We start from the raw sequence: 24,538 nt of genomic DNA, 5'->3' as shown, positions 1-24,538 counted from the left end.
TCAACGCGTTACGGCGACAACACCTTCGGCGCTGCGCGCTGCGACGGCGCAGGCCCGCGAGGTGAACTGATCGAGCAGTGGATGCTCGGAGAGTCTGCGCCACTTCGAGATCGCGTCGAGCGCCCGATCGCGGCGCTCGGCCGGTCCGGAGTCCGGATCCAAGCCGAGCCGGACGGCGCTGTCGATGCCATATCCGCCGATGATCCGTTGCAGTTCCGCGAGATCGCCGTCGGGCAGCTTCGGGACGGTCGACCGTAGCCGTCCGAGCAGCCGTAGTTCTTGAAAGCCATGCACGTCGGCCAGCATCCTGCCCGCTTCGGCCCGGAAGACTGTGGACTGTGCAATCGGCCGTGATTCGAGAATGCGCTGCAGCGCGACGAGTGCCGAATGTAGTTTCAGCTGGTCCGCGCGTTGACCGAACTGCACGTCGATCACCGAGCGCAGTTCGCTCAACCCGCTCCGTTCGGTCAGTTCCGCTGCCAGTGTCGGCGAATCACGGACGCCGAGTTTGATCAGAGTGATCGCCATCCTGATTCCGAACATGCCGAAGCGATCGACGATCGACGCCCGCAGATCCGCATCGACCGGAAGCAGTCCGGGTCGGGAGAACCGGTCGGCCGACAGCATCGCCAACGCCAGATCTTTCTCGGGCACACCTGCCAGGGTTTCGAAGGCCGCGAACTCCGACTGCCGCAAGGTTCCAGCGGCCAGCGCGAGCAACCCCGCAACGGGCACGACGGCCTGGCACAGTCCTGTCGATTCCAACTCCGCAGCGAACCGGGCCGCGACCTCGTGCGCGGACATCATTGCGTCCATCCGGCCTGCCCCGACCTCGTCCGCACGTGAGACGACTCCGATCACACCGAGCGGTCCCGACTCACCGCCGACATGAGCACCGATCTGACTGAGAAAGCTCACGTCGGTAGCGTTGAGCGTCCGCATCAGATATACGACGGCGTCGGCCCCGGAGGACGAGTTCTCCGGCGTCAGCATCGACAGCGTGCGAGCCGACACGTCTCGGGAGAGCGAGGAGGTGCCGGGCGTATCGATGATGGTGCTGTGCGTCAGGGCGCGCGCTGGCCATTCGACTTCGAGACGGTCGACATCCGGCGCCGTCAGGTCGCCGAGGTCGAACGCCAAGCGTCCGTCGCGGCGCTGCACCGGCACGTGTGTGGACTTGCCTCCGTCGTACCAGGCAGTGACGTTCGGACTGGCTCCGTTGCGATACCAGGTGACGACCTTGGTGCATTCGGTAGCGTCGGTCGGCGCTATATCCTGCCCGACAAGAGAATTGAGCAGTGTCGACTTACCGGCCTTGAGCGACCCGGCGAGCGCGACGCGTAGCGGCTGACCCAGCCGGTCCAGTACCTCGGTCAGTGCGGCAGCAGCGTAGGTGTCGATCGAATATGCGGCGCGTGCGGCGGCGATCAGCTCACGGGCATCGGCGAGCGGTGTCACTGCGCCCGGCCGCTTCGCACGAGAGCGGAGGCACGCTCGTTGAGCTCCGCGACGGCCTTCATTTGCTGGTCCAAATGCCCTGTACGCGTCGACCTTTCGGCTGTTTCGACATTTGCCGCCTCCTGCGCTGCGCGCAGTGAATCGTTGAGCGATCGCAGCGTCTGCTCGGCAATGGAAGTGAAGTGATCGCGCAGCACCCGCTGAATCAGGCGTAGCCGATCCTTCGATTCCTTGCCGACCTGAAAGCTGACGTCATCGGTGAAGCGACGAATCGCGATCTTGGCTTCCGAACGACGAGCCCTGACCTGATTTTCCTTGTCTTCCTTGTACGCCTTGGTGCCCAGCAGCACACCGGCACCGATGGAAATCGGATTGAGCAAACTGAGCCCGACGAAGGTGGTGATGAGCCCGAACATCAGCACCCCTCCATACGATCCACGCATTCCAACGAGGACTTTCTGGGTGATCCCGGTCTTCCCCGACTCCAGATCGGCAAGCGAGGCAACGGGTTCGAGGATGCCGTCGAGATCACCCAGATCCAGATCGGGCAGTGCGACGGCGCCGGCGGCCGCGAAGTGCTCCGCGACGAGCCCGGACAACCACAACGCACGGTCATGTGCCCACACGAAGTTGTCGCCGACCGATGCCGCGATCTGCTCTTCGAGCCAGTTGCCGAGCTCGAGCCAATCCGAACTCGGGTCCCCCGCGTCCACGGTCTCCTCCGCCTCGCGTGTCACTCGACGCAGTCGATCACGCAGGTCGTGGTCGATATCCGCGGCGAGGTCGGCAATACCGTCGGAGAGGGTGTGCTGCCACTGCGAGGTCTTCTTGTGCAGCTCCTCGGCCGCCGCTTTCGCCCGTTGCAGTCCGGCAACAGCTGCCTCGGCTCGCTGCGGATCACGCAGTGCCGCAAGCTCACTCCCCATTGCCAGCGCGAGGTGCTCGGTGACCGACCTGATGTCGAGCGACACCGCAGCTCGCGTCGTCGCATCGGCGCGCAACAGGACGTTCTCACGAAGGAACGTGTAGAGCTCGGGAAATCCCGACTCACTGTTCAACTCCTCGTCAGTGAGCCGAAGTGCGTGTGATCGCAGCAAAGACGACAGCGCAATGATCGGCACATCGAGGCCTTCACGCGCCAGGTGAGCGAGGTTGGCGTCGACGATCTGCCGCCAGTGTGGATAGAGATCAGTTTTGGTGACCAGCAATGCCGCCGAAGGGCAGAGGCCGAGAACCTGTCGAAGAAAAGACACTTCGGGCTCGGTGAGCTCGCGACTGGCATCGGAGACGACCAGTACCGCGTCTGCGGACGGTATCAAACCGAGTGTGCCTGCGGCATGCGGGTTTCCATGACCACCCACGCCAGGTGTATCGACGAGCACGAGCCCGTCGGCCAATAGCGGACTGGGTACGTTGACCTCGAGCCGAAGGACCTCGCGGGATTGCGCCCGAGGATCCGCAGGGGTGATGGTCTGTAGATCTTCGAGCGGTACTTCGACCCGAACGGCGTCGTTGCCTGGATCGGCGAGCACCAGTTCTGCATACGAACGTTCCGAGTTCTGCACGACGGTGGGGATGGCGGTCGTCTCGTCGTCACCGACCGAACACACGTCGAGGTTCAGCAACGAGTTGACGAATTGGCTTTTTCCCTGTTTCAGGGGCCCGACGACGACGATGCGCCTTCTGGGATCGAGCACTCGCTCCTTCGCGAGCTCCACCCTCGACACGAGATCGGACCGACCGACGCTCTGCGCCACTTCCGCAGTGCGATCGAGCAAATCGGCCAGCTGCTTCGATTGCCCGTCCATAGCCTTCTTTCCGATACACGTTCCTTCTCGAGCGTTCGGGTGAACTCTAACGACAGAGCGGCCCCGGGCGAACCGAACCGCCCGGGGCCGCCTACAACTGCGTGGTTACGGGTCGAGCAGATCGGTGTGGTGATCACCGGTCGACAGGTCGGCAACAGACTGTGCCGAGCTGTCGAGGTCTCCGTGAAGACTGGTGTCCGAGTGCAGGCCGGCGTCGGACTGTGCTTGTCCGAAGATGCTCGAATCCACGCCGGACCAGGCGCTCGAATCGAAGGACGAGGTCGAATCGAACGATCCGGATGCGCCGCTCGTGATGCCCCCGGTGACGGCACCGACAATGTCGGCGCCACCGGCAGCGGCACCGGATAGATCGGCGGACAGATCGGTAGCCGACCCGAGCCCACCACCGAGTGCGCCTGCTACCTCTGCGCCCGTGGAGACAGCCGCGTCGGCACCAGCGGATGCGCCTGCGTCGATGGTTCCGGTTACGCCGCCGCCGATGTCCGCTGCACCCGCTGCTGCGCCGTCGAGCGCGCCGGTCAGCGAGCCACCCAGCTCACCGCCCGCGTGACCGAGCCCTCCGGCAAGTCCGCCACCCAACCCGGCAAGCCCGGACAATCCGCCGGAGACCCCCGCGCCTGCTTCGCCGACGGCGTCGATGCCGCTGTCGATTCCACCGGTGACGCCTGCCCCGCTAAGACCGCTGAGGTCGAGATCGCCGGATCCTGTGACACCTCCTGCCGCGTCGAGAGCTGATCCGAGAGCGCCGTCGAGAGTTGCTCCAAGTTCGGGACCGCCGCCGAGGACTGCGCTCAGATCGAGTGCTCCGTTCGCGTCGAGAACACCGTCGAAGGCGGCTCCGAGACCTGCCCCGGCTTCGCCGCCCACGCTGAATGCACCGCCGAGAACACCTTCGAGCGTGGTCGCAACACTTGCCTCGCCCGACGCATCGATCGCAGTGTTCAGCGCAGCGGTCAGGCTGCCGACGACACTGACGTCCAGATCGAGGGCAGTGCCGAGGGCGCCGCCGACGAGGGCGCCGATGTCGGCGTCCGCGATTCCGGTGAGGTCGAGGTCTGCCAATGCGCCGGCGTCCAGTACAGCGCCGAGCGCTGCGCCCAGGGTGCCGCCGAGGTCACCGTCGACGGCGAGGACGCTCTCCAGGGCTCCGCCGAGTTCGACGCCGATTCCCCCGCCTGCACTGAACGCGGCGTCGAGTGCCGAGCCCAGGCCGACCGCGATGTCGCTTCCAAGTCCGAGGCCGGCGCTCAATGCCACACCGAGATCGCCGGTGAGATCGAGTGCGCCTTCACCGATCACGGCACCGAAGACGTCACCGAGCGCGGCGCCGAGATCGGCTCCGATGGTTCCGCCGACGCCGAAAACAGTGCCGAGTGCAGCGCTCAGGGCGCCGTCCACACCGGCAAGGACATCGAGATCGATGCTGCCGACTGCACCGAGTGCGGCATCGAGCGCTGCCTCGAATGCTCCGGTGACCTCGCCGCCGAGCTCGATTCCGCCGCCGATGAGTCCGGTCAGGGCGCCACCGAGATCTGCCGCGCCACCGAGATCGATCGATCCGCCCGCGCCGATGGCAGCTTCGAGTGCGGCACCGAATGCTGCGCCGAGGTCGGCTCCGACATGTCCGCCTGCGGCGAGAGCTGCACTGAGCGAGGCACCGATCTGGACCGCGATGTCACCGGCCAGATCCACCTCGCCGCCGACTCCGCCATCTACTCCACCGCCGATTCCGCCTCCGATGAGTCCGCCACCTGCCAGTCCTCCGCCTGCGACAGCACCGGCTGTCAGTCCGAGGCCTGTCGATAGTCCACCGCCGAGCCCACCGCCGACTGTGCCGCCACCGGCCAGGCCGCCTTCGATGCTTCCCGATGCACCTGCACCGAGGATGGACGAGAGCTGCGAGCTTGCTCCTGCGAACAGCCCGGACTCGGCTACCAGAGGGGCAACAGCGACGATGTCGGCGTGGCACACATCGCCCAGCCCTGCCGCGGCCAGCGCGATATCCGGGTTGGCGCAGTATGCGGCAGCTGCCTTGTCGTCGCGAAGGAGGCTGAGGATGAAGTCGAGTACTGCGTTGGTGGCCATGTGAAGTGGCTCCATTCTTTTGCTCGGTCTTTCGTGGTTGATCACAAAGCTATGTGCCGCCGGCGCCCGGCAGAACGGGGTCGATCCCCCTAGTCGGACCGACCGGCCCAGGGGTGAGCCGTTAGGGGATTCGGAGCCGTTAGGGGATTTCACCGCCGATACCGATTCACCTGCTGTGAGACGTAACGAAAGGTGCGATGCTTCCGACACAAGATCGATAGGACGTGCGGATCGAACAAGAAGCCGGAGATGAAGATGAGCGCAGGGCTCGGCATACGGATTGGAACAGCTGCCTCGGTGGCTGCCCTCGATACATCCGAAGATCCCCACGCACCCCGCGACTTCGCCACCGATGAAGCAATGCTCACCGTCACTCGCAGGTCCGCCCTGGACCTTCGCCCCGGTGCCGCTCCCAGCCTCTCCGGGCGCCACGATCGCCAGAACCGCTATCTGATCAGCGGATTCGCCGACCGCGTCGGAGATCCCGTTCCTGTCATCGACGAGGACGGACGATCGCATCAGGCCGAGGACCTCTTCGCCACTGCCACGCGGGCCCTCGTTGCCGAAGCGTGTGCGGGCGCCGCCTGTGATCCCACCGTCGTGGTCACCTATCCCGACCGGTGGTCGACCTATACGACCGACGTGCTCCAAGGCGCTTTGGAACGTGCAGGCGTGCCCGATGCGACACTCGTCCCCGACTCCGCGGCGGCCATGCGCTGGCTCGAGGGTTCACGCGGCGCAGCGAACGACGGCCTCGTCGTCATCTACGACCTCGGCGCCTCCACCCTCGACATCACCCTGATGCGCACCGGTGCCGAAGCCGGAACCATCGGAGCCGGAGCCAACTCCACCGACTTCGGCGGAGCACAGTTCGACCACCTGATCACCGAGCACGTGCTCGACACCGCGGCCAGTAGCGCCTCCTTCGAATTCGACCCGTTCGATCCCGATACCGTCGGCGCCCTCGTCGAACTTCGTGCACGCTGCAGTGAGGCGAAGGAAGAACTCTCTTCCGAGACGGCGACGACGCTGACCGTCGACCTTCCCTCGGTGCACACCGAGACACGGCTCGTTCGTGGCGAACTGGAAGACTTGATCCGCCGCCCGGTTCTCGATTCCATCGAGTTGATTCGCGACGTGCTGCACACCTCGGGCCTCGACGTCTCCGATGTGACGCAGGTCCTCCTCATCGGTGGCAGCTCCAGCATTCCCCTTGTCGCCGAACTTGTTTCCTCACACATGCGTGTTCCGGTGGTCACCAGTCCGCATCCGGACCGCATCCCCGCAATCGGCGCAGCTTTGCTCGCCAACGAGATCGCCCGCGCAGCCGTCCTCGACGCTCCGGTGGCCGCTGCCGCCGCCGTCACCCGACCCGCGCCGCGCCCGGCGTTCGCATCCTCTGCTGCTGCGTCCGCGACCGAATCGCCCGGAACATCCGGCCGCAGAAAGGTCGGCATCGTCTTCGCTTCCGTTGCCGCGCTCGTGGTCATCGCCGGTGGCGGATTGTCCGTAGGAACCGCACTGACCACCGACGATGCGCCGGTCGATTCGGTGTCGGAGAGCAGCACCGGAGCCAGTACGTCGGCGGTAACTGCCGCCACCGTTGCCGAAATGGGCACGCCCGCAAACGGTCTACCTGCTCCGACCATCGCTGCCGACGGCAGCCTGATCCCGGCACCGGGAACCGCTATCGCCGCTGACGGCTCGATCGTCTCCGCTCCTGGATCCGCCGTCGTCCCGGCCGTCGAGGTCGGAGCGCCCGGCGCCCCTGCTCCAGCGCCGGGTGTCACAGCGCCGGTCGTGCCCGCACCGGGTGCGCCCGCACCGAATCCGCAGCTCCCGGGATATACCCCGCCCGCCTACACACCACCCGTCTACACACCACCGGCGTATACCGGTCCGGGATTGTCCGACGCCGGAGACGCTGCAGGAAACGTGCTTCAGGGCGTCGGCGGTGTCGTTCAGGGCACCGGTAATGCCCTCGGAGACATCGTCGGAATCGTTCCGTTGCCCGGCAACAAGTAGCAGCTTTCGTGCTGACCAAGTCCGACATCGCCGCCCGGGCAACCGATGCTGGGCGACCGATCTCCCGTGCGCTGGCCGGGACCATCCTGACCGCCACCGGTGGATGTGAGAATGCCGTCGACGTCGCGCTGGAGGCCAGTAGACGCGTCGACGCCGACGTGTCGGTCACCAAGGTCGTCGTCGACGCTGTCCACGCTCATCGAGTGGCGTACCTCGCAGCGTTGCCCCGCGCCGAGCAGAGTGTGGTCGCGCTGGCCCATTTCGGCGCCGAATCCGACACCGAGGTGCTGACCGAACTCACCGAGGGATCCGTCGATCCAGTGGCAGTGCGCGAGAGTGCACTCGCAGCAGGCGTATTGGCACAAGAACCTCCTCCACTGTCCGGCGTCACCGAGGCATTACTAGCCTCACTCGGCACACCTCGACTGTCGGAGATGCTTACCACCTTGCTCGAATATCGAAGCAAGACAGACACTCTCGACGCTGATATGGCGGTGGCCATCGCCGGTGCAGGCGTTCGGCATCCGCAGCTGGCGCACTTCCTCGTCGTCCAAGGTGATGGCGCCGAGCCCGAATTCGCCGCGACGCTGTATTCGTGTGCCGTCGACGCGGGCGCCGAACCACTGACCTTGGCTGCGCGACGGGCCGATGTAGCAGCTGCACTCGGCGATCTCGATGCAGCCGAAAGATTCGGTGATCACATTCTCGAGCACAGCGATTCGGTGAGTGCGGGCGAATTGCGAACAGCGATAAGGACATCAGCGACCGTTGCTGCCGAGCGGGGCATGACCGAGCGGGGACGTCAACTCTACGAGTGGCTCGGCCCCGACCGCGCAGGAACGGACGCCCCACTGGCCGCCGTCGTCGCCTCGGTGGCAGGCGTCGTGCCACCGGTCACGGCCGTGTCTACAGCACCGCCCACGTCGGCGACCGCTGCGCTGACCCTGCTGGCCAGTGGGTTGCAGCAGTCCATCACCGCGGAGTCGACGGCCGAGACCACTGCAGCAACGAACACGCTGATGCGCGCGGTGTCACTGTCCGGCGCCGACGCCAGGCGAACAGCACCCGAGACTGCGTCGGCAACCGCCATTCTGTTCGCGCTGCACTGCGGCGATCTCGGGCGCGCCGAATCGCTGGTGTCGCGGTCCACCGCACCCATGCAGCATCCGAGCGGCACCAGAATTGCATTGCTCCAAACCTGGGCGAGCATGCTGTCCGGTGATGTGGCGGCAGCAGCATCCCGCATCGAGACGATGCGGATCCCGTCTTCGCACAGTCGAAATCGACTCTTCTTCCACGCGATCGGAGTCGGGCTGGCCCGCCGGTCCGGTGACCGAGGGGCACTGATCAATGCGTGGGACGATGCGCAGGACGTCATCGCCGAATACTCGGCCGACTTGTTTTCACTGCTACCGATCGGTGAACTCTGGCTCGGGGCCGTGCGGGTGGGTCAACCCGACCGCATGACGCATCTGCTTGCACAGGTCGATTCCGTACTCGCGGGCCTGGACGAGCCGACTGCCTGGGCGTCGGCATTTCATTGGTACGGAGTTCAGGCCGCCATTGCTGCCGAGAATCCCGCCGAACTGGTTCCGCATGCGCGGGCACTCGCCTCGGCAGCCGAATCGAACCGGTACAGCGCCACCCTTGCCTCCGCCGGTCGCGCCTGGTTGGGCGTACTGCAAGGCCATCCGAACGTCTCCGACGTCGAAGCCGCGGCCCACTCCCTCACCCAGTTCGGATTGTCTTGGGACGGCGCCCGCCTAGCCGGCGAGGCCGCACTGCGCGTCGCCGACACCCGAGCGGCAACCACACTGCTCCAGGTGGCTCGATCACTTCGCCAGCCCGTCGCGGCACCGACCGCAGTAACCGCAGAGCCGAAAGGTGCGCTCAGCGCACGCGAGGCCGAAGTCGCGGAAATGCTCGTCCTCGGCATCACCTACCGCGAAGCAGGCAATCGGCTCTATATCTCTGCCAAGACCGTCGAACACCACGTCGCGCGCATCAAGCGGCGCCTCGGTGCGCGCTCGCGATCGGAGCTTCTATCGATGCTGCGTGGGATGGGCTACGGAACTACTGTGTAGTCGTGCGCGGGCTGTGTAACTTCTGCGGGCCTGCATACGACATCTATCTCAGTACTCCGCCCACAAGGCATATGTAGACGACGAGGTAGCAGTAGCGATGATCAATCGGTCCGCCGAGCCTGCGCAGGCCCATCCGCCCGCGCAGGAATTACCCGACGTCGGCATGTACATCGACGATCAGCGCGCAATCGCAGCGGTATCGAGGGCCGCGCGTTCGAGTCCTTCCCTGCATGTCGCCTCGCTGCACGACACTGTTCTCTACGTCCATTCCGACGGTTCCGCTTCGCTCGGTCGAACCGACGACCCCGATGCAGTCGAGTACACCGGATTCGTCGACGCGATCGGCGAAGAAGCGTCGAGCGATCATGCCCCCGGAGATCTCGTCGCGATGGCACTTCGATGCCTTCTCGCCGACGTCGCCCAGTCCATCGGTACCCCGGTGGACACGCTCGCAGCTGCAGCGACATTCCCGGCACGGTGGACGGCGGAGCAGGTCTCGGCAGTGCGTATGGCCATGAGCCGCGTCGGCCTCGACCACGTCGCACTCGTCTCCGAGTCCGAAGCACGCGCAGCATGGGCGGGCGGACTCGATGTCAGGTGGGCCGGATCGGATTCCGGTATCGCCGCCGCACGCGGCGCTGCGGTGCTCGCCGCCGAGTTCCCGATCGAGGCCGTGACCGAGGAAATACCGCTACGAACTCCGGTGCGCCCCCTGTGGACACGCACCCCCATCCTTGCGGCGGCCGCGTTCGCAGCCCTTCTGACGCTCGGCGCAGGCCTGACGGCACTGTTGATCCAGGACACGTCAGGGCCGTCGATCCCAGAGATCGACAGCGCACAGGTCGCCGAGGCGACCGTGCCGATCGTCCGTCCGAGTTCGCAGATTTCGTTCCCCACGGTCGTACCGTTCGTCGAACCATCGACCGAACAGATCGTCGCCCCGGCCCCTGCGCCCACCACTACGCCCCCGGAACCGCCTCGTACCTCGGACGTCGTCATCACGCCTGCGACGACCCAGCCCGCCCCGGAGACCTCCGTCGAAACCGAACCGGAAACGACCACACCGAAACCCGTCGAGCCGAACGTCGACCAGCCGGAAGTGATCGATCCGAGTCCGGAGGAGCCGACCGATCCGGTCGAACCGGAGCCACCGACAGAGCCCAGCGGAGCCACCCCGGACAGTCAGCAGGACAACACCATGCTGAAGCCGACACCGTGACCGGATATCTGGCGATGACGATCGCCGACGGGGTATCGGTGGCAGTCCATCGACGTAAGCGAAGCGAGCACCCGTCGGTCTTCGTCACCGACACCGCCCTGTTCTACTCCGGCGACGGCACCGCGCGACTCGGTGCCGACCCGTCAGCGGACTCGACGCCCTTCGTCGGATTCCTCGGCCGTGTCGACGAGCCCGAGCACAGCGATCAAGAATTCCGCGCCGAAGATCTCGTCGCGACCGCCGCATTCTGCCTCGTGAACTCGGTGACCGCCGAGCACGGTGGCATCGTGCCCCACGCGGTCCTGACACACCCGAACACCTGGAGTTCTCACGCCATCGACTCGGTGCGGGACGCCCTCGACCGCGTCGACCTCCAGCAGGTCACTCTGATCTCGGACGAGGCTGCTGCACGGGAATTTTTTCGATCGAACTCCGGTGACCTCGATCAGGTCACCGTCACCCGCGGCGCTTTGGGAATAGTCGAAGCCATGTACCCGGTCTCATCGGATTCGGCCGATACCGACGCACTGCCCGTCGTCACTCCCGCGCCCGCCTTGGCATTCTCCGAGGCGATCCCGGTGCAGGTTCCACTCTCGCCCAGTGGTCCACAGTCCACGGATACACCGAACTCCAAGCGCCCCATCGCAATCGTGACAGCGGCTGCGATCGCGCTCGTTCTCGTCTCGATCGGTATCGCCGCGGCTGTGGGCGCCTTCAGCGACGGCGCCGAGGTCGTTCCCCCGACGATCACCGATGCAGGCTCCATACCGGCAACCGAACCGTCGCCGACGCCTGTTCCCGCCGCTGCAGTGCCGATCCCGACTTTCGGCGCCCCGCCCAGCGAATTGCCGAGCCCTGAATCGGTGCCGACCCCAGAGCCGTCGAACACTGAGCCGCCGATCGTCGAGACAATTCCGGCGCAGCCGCTCCCCCCGCCCGCTCCCGAGACGGTCGCGCCCGAGCCCTCTTTACCACTCCCGCCGACGAAAACGCAGCCACCACGGCTTACTTTTCCCGACTTCACGTTTCCCGATCTTTCCCTGCCAGGCCGCTGACCATACCGTTCATAATTTTCTGTGATCTATGGCCTAAGGTGGGGCGCTGACGGTCAGCACCTGATGAAGGGATTTCATGCGTAACACGGGGGCACTGCGCGCAGCGGTGGTTTGTTCGACGGCGTTCTTACTCTTCGGTACCTTCTCTGCACCGGCCTCGGCCGAGCCCGACAGTGGAGTCGACCAGTCCGCCGCAGATCAGTTGCCGCGTGAACTCGCAGAGGCTGTGGTACGCGATCTGAAAATCTCTCCCCAGGAGTACCTCGATCGTGCGGCCCTGGCGCAGGAGTTGTCCACTTACGCAACGGATTTCCGCGCCAACCGACCAGCCGATTTTGCCGGTGCCTGGATAGGTCCCGACGGCAAGGCAGTCGTCGCGGTGACATCTCAGGACGCAGCACAGGCCGTGGCGCAGGACGGCTACGACTCCGCGCAGGCCCCCGTCTCAGCAGACGGGTTGGAAAGGTCGCTCACGGACCTGAACAACTGGATCTCCACCTTGCCCCGCGAGGTCGCCAGTCAGGTAAACGGTACTTCGATAGACGTTTTGGACAATCAGATCGTCATCGACCTCGCGAACAGTCCCATCGGCAGCGCGCTCAACCTTCCGACACTGCTGGCCAACCTGAAGGTCATCCTGTCGCCGGGTGGACCCAAGCCCACCGACCCGACGCCGATGGGTGGAGACACCTACGTCACCACCGCGGGCCCCATCAAGGACACCGCGCCTAACGACATCAGCGTCTGTTCCTTCGGGTTCAACGCCACGTCGGGCTCGGGACAGTCGGTCAATCTCAGTGCGGGGCATTGCAATCCGAATGCCGCCACCGGTGCAGGCGGTGCACCCGTCTACCTACCGAACCCGGCAAACGTGCACGACAGCACGCAGATCGGCACCTTCGTCGAGTCCAGCCTCGGATCGCCCAGCGCACTCGACTGGTCGGTCATCTCGCTGAACGACAACGGCACCTCCTCCGGTCTCGACAAGCCGACCGTCCGCGGAGCCAACGGCAGCACGGTGACCATCACCGGCACTGCTTCCCCCGTCGTCGGAGCGCCCGTCTGCAAGTCCGGTCAGTCGTCTTCGTTCACCTGCGGAGTGGTTGCCGCAGACCGCGTCGAGACTCAACTGTTCATGGAAGACGGCACCAGCCGCACCGTGCGCGGGTTCGCAAGTACCGCATGCACTCTCGCGGGCGACAGTGGTGGCGCCATCGTGACCGGAACCCTCGCTCTGGGAATCACCAGCGGCTCCAACAGTGGCGGCGCACCCGATTGCACCGAGGCCAACCTCGCACTCGCGCAGTTCGGCGGCACGGCAAGCTTGGGAATCCCGATCGATCAGGTTGCGGCAGAAACAGGCACGACCGTCAGGACTGCCTCGATCGGCTGAAGATAGTCGGCCCCGACAAGGGCTTGGGTCAGGGACAGCGCTGGACGTATCGTCGAATGCGCGAGAGGGCCGGGGGAAGCTGGCGAAGAAGTCGGACCAGCACCCCGGACATGGCCCAGGTCTTCGGTACCGCCGACACTCGAACGAGCTCGTAATCCGATGTGGCCCAGACCGATTTGATCTCGTTGACGCCCACTCCCTGATCGAGTGCGTCGACACCCAGTTCGTCGTGATTGTTCGCGAACCACTCGATCAGCTGATGGCCGGGTTGGCACCGCCCGACTGTCGGGTCGTAGTGAGTGAGCCACCCTTCCATCCGCGAGCCTGTTCGCAGCCCGATCTCGTGGGCGGACCACTGCCCGTCGATCACCAGACCTGCAATGCAGAGCCTGCCTGCTCGCGCCTCGCTCCGAAGGAAATCGCGAGCGAACTCGCCATGCGGCGCAGTCAGATAGTTGATCTTCGTGGTGCCGGCGATCCCGCGGACCGCTACCTCCAGGATGTCGTTCCACCGAACGTCCAGATGCGAGATGTCGGTGATCTCCTCGACCCGAAACGACGACCGACGCTGCACCTCGCTGCGGTATTGGCGAAGCCTCTTCAGTGATTTCGCACTTCGAAGATCCGAGGCTGTCTGTCCGACAGCGAGATCGATGACCGGGACACGTTCACGCACCATCATGTTCACTGTCCATGACGGATGCTGCGCGAGCCTACGCACAGTGGGATCGTTCGTGATCATGGAATCGGCATCCACCATGTAACCCAGGGACGCAATGGCATCGAGCAACGCGTCGGAGGCTTCGGTGTCCTCGCTGAGAAACTCGATCGGCACTCCCAAACCGGTGCCGATCACCTTCGCGAGAGTGAACGGCCCGCGGCGCACCAGAGACAATGCAGCCGACGCAACCAACTGTCCGTCTCGACGAATCGCCACCAATTCGAAGTCGAGACTCGACGCACGCACAACATTGGCCACGAAGCTCGGCCTCGACGAGAACACCGTCCCGACACGGTCAGCGAGCGCAGACCACTCGGATTCGATGGACGAGGGCTCGGAATGGACATGCATCGTAACTGCAGTGACGCCTGTTTCCACTCCAACAAAGTACCAAGGGCTTGCAAAGAAAACCAAAACGTTCATCCGAACAACCGACACGTGAGTCGAGCGTGTCCACACGCACCGAAGGGCCGACTCCTGCTGCGGCAGAGTTTAATTCGATGCGCGGCACGTCGTACTGAGATGCAAATACGTCGTATGATCATCGCGAGACCATTAGGTACACCCGTGCCGCATCACTCGAACGGAAGGCATCCCGCATGCTCGGACTTATCGGAGTCGGACTCGACCTGATCGGCTACCTGGTGACGATCGTGATCAACGGAATCGCACTGGCGGACCCAGGCATTCGATTCGGCTGAACTCGAACACACATCAGCCCGCCACCTCCATTGAGGTGACGGGCTGATGTTATGTCGAGAGCGTTCAGTTGACGCTGTCTGCGAACTTCGAGGTTCCCGGAGCAGCGTTCAGCGTGTTGATCAGGTCGATGCCTGCGACAACCAGAGTCGGCCCACCGGCGATGATCGTGCCGACAATTCCGCCGACAGTAGCGCCCAGCGGAACAGAGGCAAATCCAACCGGACCACCAAGGAATCCGAGGCCACCGGCGAGAGCACCGATAATAGTTCCCGTAAATCCACCGATGGCAGTAGCAATTCCGAGCTGCGTCGCGAAGGTCTGCTGCGCAATGAGGTTTTCCTCGGTCGAAGCAACCTGCGTTGCGCCGAGAGTGCGCGAGTTGGCCGAGGCCTTGGTCAGATCGAGCTGAGGAACGAGACGGAGCGTCTTGCCGTCGTCGTCGACGTTCTGCTCGTACGGGAAGCTCAAGCCGCCGAGATTGAAGCTGAGCGGCAAGGTGACGACGACGTTGTCGGCCTGATCGAGCACATCGACCGTCTTGCCGTCGTCGGCGACCTTGAAGACGCCCGCATCGATCGTGGTGACGATGGTGCGATCTTCGAGGTTCGACTCGTAGCCGATGTCCTGTGCGGGTGCCTCGGGCGCCGCCGGAGTCGGATCTGCATAGGCTGTTCCGCTGGCGAGCCCCATCGCCGCGGCAACGAACACCGATGTGACGACCATTTTGCTGAGTTTCATCTGGAGATTGTTTCCGTTTCTATGCAAATCGAGCCCGGCTGTTGTCGAACAAAGCTGCCCCGCAGACGCAGAAACACCCCAAGACCGAATCCGCGAGTTAGTCGGTGCGGCAGCAGCATAACCTACAACTCGACCGATCGTTATCCTCTCGCGTTCTTTCCGAGTCCCAATAGTGCCCATTTGTCACATCCGGACCATCAGGCGCAGACAAGGACACGATTTCGTACCGAACTGTGACCGTGACCGAGTGCCGATGACACCCGGTCCTAACGCTCGGAGAGGATGCGATGCCGGCTACTTAGGACTGCCTTCTCGAACACCGATGTTCGCCCTACGCATAACGTGACCGTCAGGACGGACTCTACCGACCGGTTCAGCCCACCGGAAAGTGGAACGATCCGGAGATCCACCAGCGCAGAGCGATCTCCGCGTTGCTAAGTTACCCGTCAGTAGAACAACACTATTACTGGCGAGTAACCTTGAAAGTCGTACGCTTGTCGGGCTGGACCCGAGGCAGCTCCCCCGCTGCCTACATAACGAAAGGCCGCTTACATGAACGCCGTGACGATCTCGTTGGGCACGTTCGGTGCGCTGCTCAGTCTCGTGTGTTGGTACTACTTCATCCGCGGTGGGTTGAGGATGTTCAACATCGTGCGTCTCGGTCAGCCTGCCCCAGACCGCTGGCGCCCGATCATTCCTCGCTTCAAGCAAATGATGGTCGAGTTTGCTTTGCACACCAAGATGGTGAAGTTCCGCACCGTTGGCTGGGCGCACTGGCTTGTCATGGTCGGCTTCTTGATCGGGTTCCCCCTCTGGTTCGAGGCTTACGGGCAGACGTTCAATCCCGAGTTCCACTGGCCGATCGTCGGCAATTGGGCGATCTACCACCTGGCGGACGAGCTCCTCGGTATCGGAACCGTCCTCGGCATCCTCACGCTGATCGTCATCCGACAGCTCAATCACCCGCGCAAAGCCGAGCGTCAGGCACGCTTCGCTGGCTCTAGATTCGGCGCCGCCTACTTCGTCGAGGCCGTCGTTCTCGTCGAGGGTCTCGGCATGATTTTCGTCAAGGCCGGCAAGATCGCCACGTACGGCCACGCGAATCCGTGGACCGACTTCTTCACCATGAACATCGCCAAGATCCTGCCCGCAAGCGTCGTGATGGTGTCGGTCTTCGCGTTCATCAAGCTGATGTCCGGCATGATCTGGCTCTACTACGTCGGCAAGAACATCGACTGGGGCGTCGCCTGGCACCGCTTCACCGCCTTCCCCAACATCTACTTCAAGCGTGAAGACGACGGCACCGCCGCACTCGGCGCAGCCAAGCCGATGATGTCCGGCGGCAAGGTCCTCGTGATGGAAGAGGCCGACCCCGACGTCGACGCATTCGGCGCCGGCAAGATCGAGGACTTCAGCTGGAAGGGCTGGCTCGACTTCACCACCTGCACCGAGTGCGGTCGCTGCCAGTCGCAGTGCCCCGCTTGGAACACCGGCAAGCCACTCTCACCCAAGCTGCTCATCATGTCGCTGCGCGATCACAGCCAGGTCAAAGCTCCGTACCTTCTCGCCGGCGGCAAGAAGGACATGGCAGGCGACGAGATTGGTCTCGTCGACGCCGACGGCAAACCCGACCAGGCCAAGCTCGATGCAATCCCGCAGTCAGCCCGTGACGAAGCCGATCGCAAGCTCGTCGCCGAAGCCATCGACGGCGGCATCATCGACCCCGAGACACTGTGGGCCTGCACCCAGTGCGGCGCGTGCGTCGAACAGTGCCCCGTGGACATCGAGCACGTCGACCACATCCTCGACATGCGTCGCTACCAGGTGCTCATCGAATCGGAGTTTCCGTCCGAGCTCGCAGGCCTGTTCAAGAACTTGGAGAACAAGGGCAATCCCTGGGGCCAGAACTCCAAAGATCGCCTCAACTGGATCAAAGAGATGGACTTCGACATCCCCGTCTTCGGGCAGGATGCCGACTCCTTCCAGGACTACGAGTATCTGTTCTGGGTCGGCTGCGCCGGTGCCTACGAGGACCGCGCCAAGAAGACCACCAAGGCCGTCGCCGAGCTTCTCGCCACCGCCGGAGTCAAGTTTCTGGTCCTCGGCGCCGACGAGACCTGCACCGGTGACTCCGCACGCCGCGCAGGTAACGAATTCCTCTTCCAGCAGCTCGCGATGCAGAACATCGAGACGCTGAACAACCTGTTCGACGGCGTCGAGCAGAAGCAGCGAAAGATCGTCGTCACCTGTGCGCACTGCTTCAACGCGCTCGGTAACGAGTACCCGCAGGTCGGTGGCGACTACGAGGTCGTGCACCACACTCAGCTCCTGAACCGTCTGGTGCGGCAGAAGAAACTGATCCCGGTGGCTACCGTCGGCCAGGACATCACCTATCACGACCCGTGCTTCCTCGGACGTCACAACAAGGTCTACGACGCTCCCCGGGAGCTCATGGCTGCCGCGGGCTCCAACCTGAAGGAAATGCCGCGACACGGCGAACGGTCCATGTGCTGCGGTGCCGGTGGCGCTCGCATGTGGATGGAAGAGAACATCGGCAAGCGCATCAACATCGACCGGGTCGACGAAGCGCTCAGCATGAACCCGAAGAAGATCGCGACCGGCTGCCCGTTCTGCCGCGTCATGCTCACCGACGGCGTCACCGCACGCCAAGAGGGTGGCGAACACGAAGGCGTCGAGGTCGTCGACGTCGCGCAGCTGATGCTCGAGTCGATCACCCGCGTCGAATCTTCGGTTCTGGGCGAGAACATCAAGGTGATTCCACGAGAGAAGCCGGCACAGGCGGACATCGTCACCGAGGAAGCCGCTGAGGTCGAAGAAGCCGAGCGCGTCCAGCCCGTCGAAGAGCCCGCAGAGTCGGCATCCGCACCGGCAGCTCCTGCACCCAAGGCCGGTGGCCTGAAGATGAAGGGCCTCGCGAAAGCACCGGGAGCGAAAGCCCCGGGAGCTGCAGCGACACCTGCCGCGCCCGAGGCAGAAGCCGCGCCGCCAGCTGCCAAGCCCAAGGGCCTCGGTATGGCCGGTGGCGCGAAAGCACCAGGTGGCAAGGGTCTTCAGGTGAAGGGCAAGGCGCCTGGCGCCAAGGCTGCTGCGCCGGCAGCCGAAGCTCCGACTACGGAAGCTGCAGCACCCACGGCAAGTGAGTCGGCAGCAGAATCCTCGGCAGAAGCGACCGAGACCAAGCCGACCGTCAAGCCGAAGGGTCTTGCCATGAAGTCCGGCTTCAAGAAGCCGGGCGCCAAGGCACCGGGCAAGCCTGCTGAGGCACCGGCAGTAGAGGCTGAGGCGCCGTCCGCTGAGGCTCCAGCAGCAGTCGAGTCCGAGCCCGCAGCACCGACCGAAGCTTCGGCAGCCGTCGAATCGAAGCCGACCGTCAAAGCCAAGGGCCTGGCAGTCAAGTCAGGCTACAAGAAGCCGGGCGCCAAGGCACCGGGCAAGCCGGTGGCAGAGGTTCCGGCAGTAGAGGCTGAGGCGCCGTCCGCTGAGGCTCCAGCTGCAGTCGAGTCCGAGCCTGCAGCGGATTCAGCCGCCGAGCCTGCAGTGTCGAGCGAAGCTGAGTCGGCTACTGCGGCTGAGCCTGCAGCCTCGGCAGGCGAGAGTGCACAGCCGTCGAACGGTGACGCACCTGTTGCTCCCCCAGCCGCCAAGCCGGGCGGTCTCGGATTCCGGGCGGGCGCGAAGGCTCCGGGCCGAAAGAAGTAACCGAACACCCTTTTTCGCAAGTGCACCCCCTTTCTCACCTCAGAGAAAGGGGGTTTACTTGTGAAAAGAGGTGCGCGCTCTGGTTATCCACAGGTCCATCCACAGGCCATTGCCCATAGCTGCATCGCTGACGACTATGAGCACGTGACCCGAATCGTTCGCCGGCAGGACGCCCTCGCCCGCGGAATTACCGACTCCGAACTACAGCGTTATTGCCGAACCGAGTCGTGGAAACGTCTGCGCCCAGGGGCGTTCGTGAGCCGAGACGAGTTCGACGCGCTCGGTGCCGTCGACAAGCACCGCGTGATCGCCGAGGCAGTCTTGGGCGCGGCTCGCACCCCCGACGCCGTGCTCAGTCACGTCTCGGCGGCCGTCGTCCATGGCCTGTCGGTGTGGGGTCTGCCTTTGAGGAAAGTGCATGTCACGCGTAATCGCAGAAGTGGAGCGCGCACGAGTTCGGTTCGCGTCCTTCACTGTTCGCCGTACCACCCACACGAGGTAGTGGACGTCGACGGTATTCGAGTGACGAGTCTCGAACGGACCATCGCCGATATCGCGCGCTCCGAAAAGTTCGAGCCTGCGGTGTGCGCGGCCGACGAAGCTGCTCGGCTACACAATCTGACCTCGGCCGAGGTGGTGAATGCGCTGGATCTCCGCCCGACGCATTCCGGGAACGCTGCCGGGTTGCGCGTGGCCAACTTCATGAACGGTCGCGCGGAAAGCGTCGGGGAATCTCGAACTCGAGTGACGCTGGCCGAACTCGGCTACCTTCCCGAGTTGCAGACTTCGATTGTGGTGCAGGGTAAATCGATCGCACGCGTCGACTTCTACCTTCGAGCCATCACGACGGCGTGCGAGTTCGACGGCAAGATCAAATACGGACGACTAGTCCCTGAAGGCTCGACTGCACACGAAGTGGTGTGGCGCGAAAAGCTTCGAGAGGACGCGATCCGAGACGCCGGCATTCAAGTGGTCCGCCTGACGTGGGCGGATCTGTCTGCACCGGTCGAGGTTCGTCGACGAATCGAAGCCGCAGCGCTACGAGCGGCCAAGTCGCCGCCACCGACAGCGATAGCCCGCTGAGCGCACACCCTTTTTCCAAAGCACACCCCCACGCTCGGACGCGAACAACCGGCCCCGGTTTCCAGAAAGGGTGCACACTTAGACCGCGCACACCCCGACCGCGCACCTTCTCGACCGCGCACACCCCGACCGTACACCCCAACCGCGCACCCTTTTTCCAAAGCGCACCCCCACGCTCGGACGCGAACAAAGGGTTCCGGTTACCAAAAAGGGTGCGCGCTCCAACCCGAACGACGCTCAGGGCCTCCACAGTTCGAGCTGAGGGATACCGGGCGGGGTGAAGCCGAGCACTTGACCGTAGAAGGATAGTTCGGATTCCCGCGCGTGAACCTGCGTCTCCAATTTGCGGAAGCCGTGCGATTCACCCTCGTATGCCAGGTATGCGTGCGGAATACCCTTGCGTACGAGGGCATCCCGGAATCGTTCGGCCTGCGACGGCGGCACGATCGGGTCGGAGAGGCCTTGCAGCAACAGTACTGGACAGGACAATCCGTCGACGTTGTTGATCGGTGCGCGGCTTCGGTAGAGGTCGATCGCGTCGGGGAGCGGTCCGATCAGGCTGTCGATATACCGTGATTCGAAGTCATGAGTCTCGGCGACGAACATTTCCAGTTCGGCAACGCCGTAGTACGACGCACCGCAAGCGAATACATCCGAGGACGTGAGCGCCGCCAGGACGGTCCAGCCGCCTGCCGATCCGCCTTCGATGGCGAGTCGGGCTGGATCTGCGAGACCGGCGTCGGCGAGCCCTTGCATTGCCGCGATCGTGTCCTCGACGTCGACGACTCCCCATTGCCCGCGGAGGCGATTGCGGTATTCCCGCCCGTATCCGCTCGATCCGCCGTAGTTGACGTCGATGACTCCGATTCCGCGGCTGGTGAAGTAGGCGAACACCGGGTTGAGCCCGGGCGCGACGTGGGCCGTCGGACCTCCGTGCACGAATGCCACGTAGGGCGGCAGCTCTCCTTCGAGTCCGCGGTATTCGGGGTTGCGGGGCGCATAGGCGATCGCATGAACTTCGCGCTGTGGGCCTTGGAAGGTCATCAGCTCACCCTGCGGGAGGTAGGCGGCGTCGGGAATCGTCTCTCGCCCCGAGCGGATTTCCACCAGCGAGCGCGTGTCGAGATCCAACAGTCGCAGCCCGCTGGCACTGTGCGCACCGCCCGCGCGCAACAGCACGGACGACCCGCGGCGGCCACCGAGGGAAATGGAGGTGAGCCCATCGAGGTCGATGTCGTCGAGCGGTCCGGTGACGGGATCGAGGATGCCGAGCGTGTCGGTACCGAAGGTCCTGACCGTCAGGAGCTTTCCGTCGTCGAGCACCGAGTACCACTGTGCGCCGAGTTGCCACAACGGAGCGCCGAAGTCCGCATCCGCTGGGTGCAATGCCACTACCTCTGCATCGACGGATGTCCGGTAGATGTTCCACCATCCGGTTCGGTCGCTGATGACGTACAGCGACTCGTCGTCGATCCACTCCGGTTGCAAGACGGATTCCTCGGTACCGCCGAGGACGGTCCGAGACACCCCTGTAGCCAGATCGACGATTCTGAGTTCGGTTCCATCCCAGGGCATCTGCGGGTGGTTCCAGGCGACGAACGCCAGCATGTTCCCATTCGGCGAGAGCGTCGGGTATGCCAGGAAGTCCGATCCCGAGGCCAGCGATCGAACGCCGGAACCGTCGAGTGCGATCGCGCAGATGTCGCGGGAAACCTTCGCCCCGTCGTGAGTTTCACGAACCGCAAGCACTTCGCTGCCGACGATCGACAGCTCGCCGTATCGAACCGCTGCCGCCACTGCAGGCGCCGGGGTCAGGGGCACCGGTTTCTCACCTGGCGCACAGATATGGACGCGTTGATCGGAGAACTCAGAGAACACGATCCGACCGTCCTCGGTCGCCGTCCACGCCCCACCCCCGTATTCGTGAATACGGGTGCGCGCGTTGAACGGTTCGGGCAATAGTGAAGTCACCACACCGTTTTCGATGCGGCAAATTGTGGTGCGCCCACCCTCGGTCGGGCGCATCTCCGACCACCACACCTCATCGCCGACGAACCGGCCCCCTTCGACGGGGTGTCCGCTCGCGGAGAGATCGACGGCGGAAATCGGGGATGGCCAGGATCCGAAGGGCAGCGCTGCAGGGGTCACACCGACCAGGGTAGGTGAGTCGCTGCCCCGACTCCGTGCTCGCCTTCGCGTCGGGGCGACGGAACTAGCCGACCGGTTGAAGCAGTTCGGGGTTGTCGTTCTTGACGCTGTTGACCGCGGAGCTGACCTCGTAGGGAAACAAGCTGGGCTCGGGGATAGCGGCCAGCATCTCCTGGACCGAACCGAGATCGGTCATCGCCGGATCCAGCCACTCGGCCCGAAGGGACTCCGGCACGATCACCGGAGAGCGATCGTGAATGTGACCGAGTGCGTCCGCTGCGGGAGCCGTCAACACCGTGACCGACCAGACCCATCGATCCGGGTCCTCCTCGGACTTCGACGGGTCACGCCACAGCTCGTACAGGCCGGCCATCTCCAGGAGTCGTTCGGAGTGCAGGAAGTAGGGTACTTTTTTGCCTTCGCGCTTCTCCCACTCGTAGTAACCGTCGGCTGGGACGATGCACCGTCTACGGGCTGCGGCCTTCTTGAATGCCGGTTTCTCGGTGATAGTCTCGGATCTCGCGTTGATGAGCCTGCTGCCGATCTTGATGTCCTTGGACCACGACGGGATCAGACCCCAGCGGACCGAACGCAACTGCCGTACGACGTCGGCCTCGGGTTCATCTTTGGGTGCGCGCTCGAGAATGGTCCGCACTGTCTGCGTGGGCGCCACGTTGTACGCCGGGGGCAGCTCGTCACCGATGGTCTCGGCAATGTCGAAGACTGCCCGTAGGTCACTGTCGCTCTGGGTACTGGCATACCGTCCGCACATAAGGAAAATTGTCGCATCCCGCACCGACAAGAAATGCCTGGTCCACTATGCCTGGATGCGCTGGGCACCGACCTGGCACGATAGGGGGGTGAACCAACCGCAGGCGAACCATCAAACGCGTCAACATCGCACGTTGCAGCAGTCGACGAAGCTGCAGAACGTGCTGTACGAGATCCGCGGCCCGGTACACGCCCATGCGGCGCGACTGGAAGCCGAAGGCCATCGGATTCTCAAGCTCAACATCGGCAACCCTGCGCCGTTCGGGTTCGAGGCGCCCGATGTCATCGTCCGTGACATGATCGCTGCGTTGCCGTATGCGCAGGGTTACTCGGAGTCGAAGGGCATTCTGTCCGCCCGGCGTGCGATCGTCACGCGCTACGAGCTCGAACCTGGCTTCCCCGAACTCGACGTCGACGATATCTACCTGGGTAACGGCGTGTCCGAGCTCATCACGATGACGATGCAGGCCTTGCTCGACGACGGTGACGAGGTCCTGATCCCCGCGCCCGATTACCCACTGTGGACGGCGATGACGACGCTCGCAGGCGGTAAGGCCGTGCACTACGTATGCGACGAGGAAAACAGTTGGAATCCCGACCTCGCGGACATCGAATCGAAGATCACCCCGAAGACGGTGGCGCTGCTGGTGATCAACCCGAACAATCCGACCGGTGCGGTGTATTCGAAGGAGATCCTGCGGGGCATCGTCGAGCTGGCTCGTAAGCATCAGCTTTTGCTGTTGGCCGATGAGATCTACGACCGAATACTCTACGACGACGCCGAACACACGTCGTTGGCAAGCCTTGCTCCCGACCTTCTGTGCTTGACGTACAACGGGCTGTCCAAGGCGTACCGAGTGGCTGGATACCGGGCAGGGTGGCTCGCGATCACCGGGCCCAAGGCACATGCGGCCGGATTCCTCGAAGGTATCGACCTGTTGGCGTCGACCAGGCTGTGCCCGAATGTGCCCGCTCAACATGCGATTCAGGTGGCGCTGGGCGGACATCAGAGCATCGGCGATCTCATTCTTCCCGGCGGCCGACTGCTCGAGCAGCGTGACGTCGCATGGACGAAGCTGAATGAGATCCACGGTGTCTCGTGTGTGAAGCCGCGCGGTGCGCTGTACGCATTTCCGCGCCTCGACCCGGAAGTGCACGAGATTTACGACGACGAGAAGCTTGTCCAGGACCTGCTGTTGCAGGAGAAGATCCTGGTGGTGCAGGGAACCGGATTCAACTGGCCTGGGCACGACCATGTGCGCATCGTCACGCTTCCTTGGGCGCGTGACCTGTCGGAGGCGATCGAACGGTTCGGCAATTTTCTTGCTTCGTACAAGCAATAGGTTCTTTGGCTCGCTGTTCATGGGCACCGGTTCCGTAGCTGACCGTGAAGTAGGGAAATTAATTGAAAAGTGACATATAAAACAGTTCCATGCTGGTGCCAAGTCGGCTGTAGATCTGTACATTGGCGTACGGCACCTCGCGTGCCCGAGCACTGGTCGTACCC

The 24,538-nt window shown here is 63.9% G+C and carries 15 protein-coding genes; 8 read left to right on the top strand and 7 right to left on the bottom strand.

All coding sequences use genetic code 11. From position 1 onward, the window contains the following. From QMK32_RS07375 to QMK32_RS07365, 3 genes are all read right to left on the bottom strand, one after another. Positions 1–1,458, bottom strand: a complete 1,458-nt coding sequence (locus QMK32_RS07375) for a dynamin family protein (RefSeq protein WP_283474064.1) — start codon at positions 1,456–1,458, stop codon at positions 1–3. Then, positions 1,455–3,266, bottom strand: a complete 1,812-nt coding sequence (locus QMK32_RS07370) for a dynamin family protein (protein ID WP_283474062.1) — start codon at positions 3,264–3,266, stop codon at positions 1,455–1,457. The genes QMK32_RS07375 and QMK32_RS07370 overlap by 4 nt, the downstream gene beginning before the upstream one ends. A gap of 105 nt (positions 3,267–3,371) precedes the next feature. Further along, complete coding sequence (locus QMK32_RS07365; protein WP_283474059.1) at positions 3,372–5,372, bottom strand: IniB N-terminal domain-containing protein; 2,001 nt, start codon at positions 5,370–5,372, stop codon at positions 3,372–3,374. A gap of 249 nt (positions 5,373–5,621) precedes the next feature. Between QMK32_RS07365 and QMK32_RS07360 the strand changes: the two genes are divergently transcribed. The 5 genes from QMK32_RS07360 (at position 5,622) to QMK32_RS07340 (ending at position 13,148) form a co-directional block, all read left to right on the top strand. Beyond that, complete coding sequence (locus QMK32_RS07360; protein WP_283474057.1) at positions 5,622–7,397, top strand: Hsp70 family protein; 1,776 nt, start codon at positions 5,622–5,624, stop codon at positions 7,395–7,397. A gap of 8 nt (positions 7,398–7,405) precedes the next feature. Then, positions 7,406–9,481 carry a helix-turn-helix transcriptional regulator gene (locus QMK32_RS07355; RefSeq protein WP_283474055.1) on the top strand — a complete coding sequence of 692 codons (2,076 nt, stop codon included), beginning with the start codon at positions 7,406–7,408 and terminating at the stop codon, positions 9,479–9,481. Positions 9,482–9,578: 97 nt separating this feature from the next. Beyond that, entirely contained in the window at positions 9,579–10,700 is a 1,122-nt protein-coding gene (locus tag QMK32_RS07350) for a hypothetical protein (RefSeq protein WP_283474054.1), read from the top strand. After that, entirely contained in the window at positions 10,697–11,755 is a 1,059-nt protein-coding gene (locus QMK32_RS07345) for a hypothetical protein (protein ID WP_283474052.1), read from the top strand. Before QMK32_RS07350 ends, QMK32_RS07345 begins: the two co-directional genes overlap by 4 nt. Before the next feature lie 76 nt (positions 11,756–11,831). Then, positions 11,832–13,148, top strand: coding sequence for a S1 family peptidase (locus QMK32_RS07340; protein WP_283474050.1), 1,317 nt, complete (start codon positions 11,832–11,834; stop codon positions 13,146–13,148). Between the two features lie 28 nt (positions 13,149–13,176). Here the strand turns inward: QMK32_RS07340 and QMK32_RS07335 are convergent, their stop codons facing one another. Then, on the bottom strand, positions 13,177–14,220 hold the full coding sequence (locus QMK32_RS07335; RefSeq protein ID WP_283474048.1) for a GNAT family N-acetyltransferase: 1,044 nt from the start codon (positions 14,218–14,220) through the stop codon (positions 13,177–13,179). A gap of 414 nt (positions 14,221–14,634) precedes the next feature. Next, positions 14,635–15,309, bottom strand: coding sequence for a DUF8020 domain-containing protein (locus tag QMK32_RS07330; RefSeq protein ID WP_283474046.1), 675 nt, complete (start codon positions 15,307–15,309; stop codon positions 14,635–14,637). A 552-nt stretch (positions 15,310–15,861) separates the two neighbouring features. On the opposite strand from QMK32_RS07330, the gene QMK32_RS07325 reads away from it, so the two are divergent. Both QMK32_RS07325 and QMK32_RS07320 read left to right on the top strand, forming a co-directional pair. Beyond that, the gene (locus tag QMK32_RS07325) at positions 15,862–19,029 is read left to right on the top strand and encodes a (Fe-S)-binding protein (RefSeq protein ID WP_283474043.1); all 3,168 of its coding nucleotides are present in this window, start codon (positions 15,862–15,864) and stop codon (positions 19,027–19,029) included. 144 nt (positions 19,030–19,173) lie between these two features. Then, positions 19,174–20,112 carry a type IV toxin-antitoxin system AbiEi family antitoxin domain-containing protein gene (locus QMK32_RS07320; protein WP_283474041.1) on the top strand — a complete coding sequence of 313 codons (939 nt, stop codon included), beginning with the start codon at positions 19,174–19,176 and terminating at the stop codon, positions 20,110–20,112. A gap of 237 nt (positions 20,113–20,349) precedes the next feature. Here QMK32_RS07320 and QMK32_RS07315 read toward each other — a convergent pair whose 3' ends face one another. Then, positions 20,350–22,260: a dipeptidyl-peptidase 5 gene (locus QMK32_RS07315; protein WP_283474038.1), complete on the bottom strand. Its 1,911-nt coding sequence runs from the start codon at positions 22,258–22,260 to the stop codon at positions 20,350–20,352. Positions 22,261–22,324: 64 nt separating this feature from the next. Next, entirely contained in the window at positions 22,325–23,032 is a 708-nt protein-coding gene (locus tag QMK32_RS07310) for an SOS response-associated peptidase (RefSeq protein ID WP_283474036.1), read from the bottom strand. Between the two features lie 88 nt (positions 23,033–23,120). Between QMK32_RS07310 and QMK32_RS07305 the strand changes: the two genes are divergently transcribed. Beyond that, positions 23,121–24,374 carry a pyridoxal phosphate-dependent aminotransferase gene (locus tag QMK32_RS07305; RefSeq protein WP_283474034.1) on the top strand — a complete coding sequence of 418 codons (1,254 nt, stop codon included), beginning with the start codon at positions 23,121–23,123 and terminating at the stop codon, positions 24,372–24,374. Positions 24,375–24,538: the final 164 nt, after the last annotated feature.

This window comes from Rhodococcus sp. H29-C3, assembly GCF_030063405.1.
GTDB lineage: Bacteria > Actinomycetota > Actinomycetes > Mycobacteriales > Mycobacteriaceae > Rhodococcoides.
Note: the sequence above shows the minus strand (reverse complement) of the source record. Positions and strands in the feature narration are given on the sequence as shown.